The organism is Trinickia sp. (assembly GCF_051961175.1).
Lineage (GTDB): Bacteria > Pseudomonadota > Gammaproteobacteria > Burkholderiales > Burkholderiaceae > Trinickia.
In genome coordinates, this window is record NZ_JBQCDN010000268.1 from 1 (window position 1) to 7,147 (window position 7,147).

General features: G+C 66.2%; 4 protein-coding genes. All 4 read right to left on the reverse strand.

Annotation, left to right across the window (positions count from 1 at the left end):
• Nucleotides 1–486 (reverse strand): alginate O-acetyltransferase AlgX-related protein (locus tag ACTHL0_RS15910; RefSeq protein WP_440567772.1); only part of this gene is annotated, 486 nt, incomplete at its 3' end.
• A gap of 73 nt (nt 487–559) precedes the next feature.
• A complete protein-coding gene (locus tag ACTHL0_RS15915; RefSeq protein ID WP_440567773.1) occupies nt 560–3,325 on the reverse strand; it encodes an NfrA family protein in 2,766 nt (921 codons plus the stop codon).
• Nucleotides 3,322–5,019, reverse strand: a complete 1,698-nt coding sequence (locus ACTHL0_RS15920) for a glycosyl transferase family protein (protein WP_440567774.1) — start codon at nt 5,017–5,019, stop codon at nt 3,322–3,324. Before ACTHL0_RS15920 ends, ACTHL0_RS15915 begins: the two co-directional genes overlap by 4 nt.
• A 19-nt stretch (nt 5,020–5,038) precedes the next feature.
• A partial coding sequence (locus ACTHL0_RS15925) for a hypothetical protein (RefSeq protein WP_440567775.1) occupies nt 5,039–7,147 on the reverse strand: 2,109 nt, incomplete at its 5' end.

Here is a 7,147-nt window from a genome sequence, read left to right on the forward strand (position 1 = left end):
CACGTTCTCGCCTGCATCGCGCAGCCTGCGCAGCACGGCTTCGTCGTCGAACGTCGAGATGCCGGCTTGTTTGAGCTTGCCGAGAATCGCGGCGTAGCGCGCCTGCACGTCGGGGCTCAGCGTGCGCCCGTCGGGCAGCTTGTCCTGATAGAAACGCGTCTTGTCGGGCAGCAGCAGGACGTCGAGTTTGATGCCGCGCGCGGCAAAGAGGTCGCGCGCCTGCACGATCAGACGCGTGTCGTTGTCGATGCCGCGCGTGTCGACAGTCGTCAGGCTGCCCCAGCCCGGGAAGAGCCAGCCGTCCTTGCCCTTGATGATGATCGACGAGGCGTCCTGCGCCTGCGCACTCGCGCTCGCGCTGGTGAGCGCGGCGATGGCGCCGGTTGCGGCAACCATACCCAGCGTCGCAGCGCACAGCGCGACGCCTTGGGCGATGCGGCGCATCGTCCGCGTCATCGGCGCACCGGCAAAAAATCCCTGCTTCACTTGCGTGACTCCCTGAATGAACAAGCCGGCCCGTGCCCGTGAGGACCCGCACCGGCGCAACGGCATGCGCCCGTCAATACGACAGCGTCACCGTCATGAACAAGCCTTTGGAGCGGTCCTTCGAACCGCCGCCCACATTGAAGCGGTACTGCGTCGCCCAGTCGATGTACGAACGGGGCGCATCGTAGTGATCTTCGCGGAACCAGTAGCGCAAATTCACACCCGCGCCCGCACCCATCGACCAATCCGAACCATTGCCGAGCAAAGCGGTCGACCCGTTGCCCAAGGCCGACGCTTCGACGCGATCGTTTTCCTTGAGGAAATCGCCACCCACCACCGCGTAAGGGAACAGCACCAGACGGTCGCTCACGACATCGGCGCGGAAGCTGCGGCCCACGCGAAGTTCATAGGCAGCGAACAGCTGATCGCGCTTGTAACGCCCCGACGTGCGCGCCGTCTGCGCGCCCGTGGTCTGGTCGGTGAACCAGAACTGAGCCGGCATGTCCTGCCATGAGTAGCCGGCCTGCATGTAGCCTTCGACGGTGAGCCAGCTCGGCTTGTCCATGCGCAGCGTCGTACCTTCGTAGTAGCCATACGTCATGTACGACAGCCAGCCGCCATTGCCCGCGCGCGACAGATAGTTGGCCGTGCGCGGATTGCCGAGCGCCGGGCCGTTCGGATTGGACGGATCGCGGCCGCTCAGGCGGCAGCGCAGCGAGTTCGACGCCGGCGTGACGGTGCCCGAACGCGTGGCGGAGCCGAGGTTGAACTGACGTTCGAGGCCGAACGTGAGGCCGTATTGCGTCGACGGCGTAAAGCGGATGCCGAGCGAGCCCGTCGTCGTCGGCATCCCAGACAGACCGTTATTGACGCTCTCGTTCACGTTGACCGGCGTGTTCGTGCAGGGGTCCATCACGGTCTGCGCCGGCGTCTCGCCCGCGCCGTTGGCGAGCGTCTGCGTCAGCCGGCCATAGACCTCGAATACGCGCGTGGTCGAGTTCAGAATCATCGACGGCCGCCAGAACACTTCGGCCGATCCGAACACGGCGTCGCCGGGCACGGTGACCGCCGCGCCGCCAAGGCCGGCCCCCGCGGGCCTCGCGCCGCGATAACCGGCCGATACCGTTGCGCCCCACTCGCGCGAGAGTCCGCCCACCGAGCTGCGCGTGTTGAAGCGCTGCTCCGGCGTCAGCGCGAGCTTGCCGGCGTCGTTCATATCGATGGCCTGCTTGAGCGTATCCACGGCGCGGCGCTTGTCGCCCGCGTTCGCGAGCGCATAGCCTTCATCGAGAATCGAGGTGGGCGGGGCGTTGCCCGTCGCACGCGCCGCCCGAAAATCCGCGACCGCCTTCTCGGGCTGGTTTTCGCGCTGATAGAGGTAACCGCGCTGCATGAGCAGCGTGGCATCGGCCGGCGATTTGCCCAGCGCGTCGTTCAGACGCTGTTCGGCTTCTTTCATCTGCGCCGCATTGCCGGCGGACAGCGCGGTGGTCAGCAGGTTCTGCAGCGCCCCGTTGTGCGGATCGGCGGCCGCGGCCTTGCGCGCTTTAGCGACCGCGTCCGCATAGTCTCCGCGCGCATAGGCGGCATACGCCTGCGCACTCGCGCCGCCTGCGCCCGCCGCGTCGGCCGGCAGCAACTCGCACGACGTGCCGTATGGCGTGTCGTGGCAGTCCTGCACGGGCGCGGGATAACTGGCGAGCGTGAGCTGCGCCGGGCGCTCATGCGATGCGTTCGCCGCGCGCAGGCGGCGCATGACCGCCGCGTCCTTCTGATCGAGCGGCGCAACGAGCGTCGCGACTCGCTTCGGATCACCGGCAGCCAACGCTGCATCCGCCGCGATAAGGCGGATGTTCTTGCGCTGGCCATCGTCGAGCCAATCCTGTTTGAGCGCCGCGTCGAAGTCCGCGTCGGCTGCGGCCGTCTTGCCTTGGCGCTGGCGCAAATAGGCGCGCATGACGAGGGCGACCGTGTTGCCGTCATCCTGCCCCAGCGCGTCCGTCGCAGCGTCCTCGGCTTCGCTCAACTGGTTGTCCAGCATGAGCGACGTCATCAACAGCAAGCGGTGGCTATCGATGTCGGGCGCGAGCGACACCGCTTCGCGCGCGAACGGAACCGCGGCGTGCGGGTCATTGGCGATCAACGCCTGATAACCCTTCTGCGCGGGAATCACGGCCATGCGGCGCCTGAGCGTCTGACGCCGCGCAATCAAGCCGTTCCGGTTCGGCGCACCGAGCGACAGCGCGGTATCGGCGGCATTGGCCGCTTCGGCATATTTGCCCTGCGCTTCGAGCGCATCGAGCCACAGTTGCGCCCAGGCGCCCTGCGTCGGATCGATCCGAAATGCCGCTTCCGCTTGCCGGGCGCTCGCGACGTATTCCTTGCTGTTGTAGTCGGCATACGCCTGCGTCGCGATCGGAAACCCCTTTCGCCAGGCAGCGCTGGAGGGATTGCCGGTGCCGGCTGGCGCGGGGCGCAGGTTAGCCTTCACCTCGCGCAAAGCGGGCGAATCGAAGCCGCCGCGGATCGCGTCGTCGGCCGCCGCTTGTGCCGCTTCGAGCTTGCCGGCCTTTTGCAGCGAGTAGATCAGCAACATGCGCAGACGCAGAACGTCGGAGCGCAGCCGGATGGCGCTTTCAGCCAGTGTGGCGGACTGCGCAAAGCGCTCTGCGCGGTAGCTGGCGTAGGCGGCGTTCGCGAGCCGCCATGCCTCGCCTTGCAGCGGAACTTCAGTAGCCGGCTTGTTCGGCGCTTGCGCAAGCGCGTCCAACGGCAACGCGGGACCGGTGCAGCAGGCGAGCATGGCGCTCAGCAGGAGAGGACGAACGAAGTGCGTCATGAGGGGGTGCGCTCGGTCAAAGGCAGAACCGGCTCCAAGCCCGTCACGCCATCTTGAAAGGAGAGGGCTTCATGCAGCGTGGCTTCGTCGAGCCAGCCTTGCTCGATCAGAATCTGCCCGAGCGGCCTATGTTGCTTCTCCTGCAAGTCGACGGCGAAGGCGAGACGCGTTTCGTCGATGGCTTGCCAGGACAGCAGCAACTCGCCCAAACGCTGGCGCTGCTGCGTGAGCTGATCGGTGGACGGGAAGTCATGCATCGTCTTGTCCCACACAAGCCGCTTGCCCGTGACGAGATGCACGATGAACAGGCGCCACGCGCGCGCGGCGGCCATCGCATTGATGAAATTGCCGACGATCATCCGCGGCACGGCCAGCACCGCATGCTCCCAGCCGTACATGTGCCATACGAAGTAGCTGCGCTGAAGAATGCGCAGCGCGAGCGCGAACGAATTCAGGCCCATCACGGTGGCAAGCCAGCCGTTCGGCGAGAAGAACGACGGATAGTAGATCGTCCACCAGCCCAAGCGATCGGCGGCCCAGAACGCGAGGAAGTTCAGCAGCAGCCCATACGCGAGGATTGCGATGAACGACGTCGCGAGTCCTTTGCGGTCGCGAAACAGCAGGTACTTCACGCCGAGCGAGCCCTGCCAGCCCACCTGCTGCCAGCCTTGCAGACCGATGCCGAGCGTCCAGCGCGCCTTTTGCCGATACGCGGTGCGAAACGTGTTCGGAAAATATTCGCGAATGCCGAGGGGCATCGAGATCGTCGAGATCTTCTCCTTGCCGAGGCCGAAGAACGACGTCCGGCGCGTCACATATTCCACGGTGAACTTGCCGAAGATCTGCCGCAAGCCGCTGCGTGCGAGCCGCGCGCCGATGTCGTAATCCTCGGTGAGCGTATCGGTGTTGAAGGGCTGATTCTGCGTCTGCTCAGCCAGCAGTTCCATTGCCCGGCGAGAAAAACAGGTGCCCACGCCCGCCGACGGCACCATTTTCGACAGGCTCTCTCTGACCACGAGATCCTTCGTATGCCACTCCGCGAATTCGTCCATGTAGCTGCCCGCCACGAGCTCGTACCATTCGCGCTCGAGCGACGTCACCGGCAGCTGGATGAAGTCCATGCGCGGCAGCAAATAGTTGTAGTACTTGAGTTCGAGCGGGTGGAGCACGTCTTCGCTGTCGTGCAGGATCACGCCCGCGAACGGCTCGGCACGCTGCGCGTTTTCGCGGAAGATGGCCTGTACGATCCAGTTCAGACAGTCGGCCTTGCAGGTCGGACCGTCGTGCGGCACCTCCACGCGCACGAGCTGGCGGTAACGGCGGCGCATCCGTTCGACTTCGTTACGCGTGCGTTCATCGTTGCGATACGTGCCCACGAAGATCATGTAGTTTTTGTACTCGAGCGCGCCGACCATGCTTTCGAGCATGGGCGCAATCACGTCGTATTCGAGCCAGGCGGGCACCATGATCGCGAGCGGCTGTTCCGGTACCGCACGCAGCTGGGCTGCCTGCAACGGCGTATGGCGGCGCCACACCGTGAGCGAACGCCAGATCTGGCGTCCCCAGTACCAGCCATCGACAAACAGATCGTCGAGGCTGGAGAGCAGAATGACGATGCCTACCACGGCGCTCACGATTTCGAGCGCGTGGTAGTAGTCGGCCACCAGATAGGGCCAATAGAGTGACGAGAACATGCCGCGCCGCCGTCCGCGTTCAGTGCCCGCCGCCGTTGCGCTTGCGGCGGGCGCGCGCCGCGACGATCATCAGCGCGACAAAGGCGAGCAATGCGATGCCGACCAACGGCACCCCCCACGACACGTAACGACGCCATTCGTAGAGCGCGCTTTCTCCCGCGCCGGGCGGCAGGCTTGCGTCGGGGTTGCTGCTGTCGAGCCAGGCAAGCGGGCCGGTCTCGCCGATGATCGCCAGATTGCCGCGATTGAGCAGGAACGGCTGAGCCAGCCTGGCTTGGTTTGCGGTATGCCCCACCTCGGCTTCTTGCTTGCCGATCCCATACCAAAGCACGCCGTCCTCGCCGTGTGCTCGCACCACTTCCGCCGTCGAAAGGTGCGCGAGGCCCGTCACATCGAGCCACGTCGCCTCCTTGCCCTTGATCTGCAATCGCGTGCCGTCCGTCACGCGGGCCGAAGGATCGGCGCCATCGACATTGACGTCCATGGCGAGGAACGGCTTGGCCGGCTTGATTGCGCCGTCCGCGGGGGCAACCGTCAGCTCCGCCTGAGTGGGCGAGAGGCCGCTTGCCGAGGCGATCGTGATCACGTGTTCGAGCGTGCCGGGTGCGGCCTGCAGATAGCGCGGCGGCACGATCAACTGCGGGTGACCGGCCAAGAGCGGCAGCAGGCCCACGAAAGTACCGTCCGGCTCCGCATCGCCCGGCTTGATATAGCTGAGCGAGGGCAGCACGTTCACGGGATACGCCTGCGGGATCTCGTTGCAGTCCGCCGAATACGGCTGACGCTGCACGGAAACGCGCAAGGTGTTGCTTTCGCCCAGCACATAGCCCGGCACGCGCGCCGTAAGCGGCTCCGGCTGGCCGTCGGCGGCGAGTTGCTTCGCGGCCAGCAGGACACCGTTCCAGTAGACAGTCGCCACCGGATGCGACGATGCCGGCCCCGGCGCGGCGGCCACGTAGAGCACGATGTTCGACGGCATGCGCGAATCGGCCGAAACGGCGGCGAGCGGGAAGCTCACGGTCCAGTCGCCGCGTGCGAGCACGTCGAAACTCTGTGCGGAGCCGCCGAGGTTCGACAGTCGCACGACCGGGCCGCTAGTGCGCGTATCGGGGGCGGCGACGGGGGCAACGAGGCTGTCGCTCATCAGTGCGCGGCGCAGCGTGTTATCGAAAAGCCCCGCGGCTTGTGCGCCCGCGTCGGCCGCGACAGCGATGACCGTGTGCATGCCGAGCCGGGCAAGGCGGATCTGATGCGAACCCACCAACGTATCGGCGAGCGTGGCGTGACGGGCGCGCCAGTCGCGCAATGCGGCGCTGGCGTCGGCATCACCTGCGAGTTGAGCGGCGAGCGCATCGAGCGCAGCCGCCAAGCGCGTACGCAGGGCATCGTCGGCCACCACGATATCGCCGCTTGCGGCCGGCGCGCCGAGCACGACGAGTGCGCCCAGTTCGGCATCGCTCGCGAGACGGTGCGTCGCCGAGTTATCGCGCAGTGCGGCGAACGCGGGGATCGCGGCCAGGTTCGCCGGCACGGCGATACCGCGCGTATCGACGGTTCCGCCCACGATCGGCAGCGCACGCACCGACACGCGTTTGCCGCTGCGTTGGAGGGCCACGCCGAGGCGCCAAGCGCTGTCATAGGCAGCGGCATCGAGCTTCGCGCCCGAGACCAGGACGACGGGCTCGCCCGGCAACGTGTTCCAAGCATCGTCGAGCGACGTCACGGCGCCTGCGTCGACGTGGTAGGTGAGGCGCGTCTGCGGCGAGACGACGACCGAGTTGCCTGCGGAACGATCGATCTCGCAATGGCGCGTGCCCGTGTTCGATTGCAGATTCACGGAAAAGCGCACGAAGCCGGTATCGCGCGGGCGCGGCGCGACAGCGAGCGCCCGCTGGAGCACACCATCGCCATCGGACAGCGATTGCGAAACCATGGGCTGGTTATCGACGGAAAGCACGACCGACGCCGAACCCGGTTGCCCCTTCAGATAGTGGCTGTCCAAGGCGACGACTGCGTCCGCGAGCGACATGTTTTTCGGCACCGGCAGGTAAAAATCCTGGCTCGCATTGCCGGTCAGCACGACGGGCTCGGTGATGCCGAGGTCGGCGAGCGCGATGCTGCGGTTGAG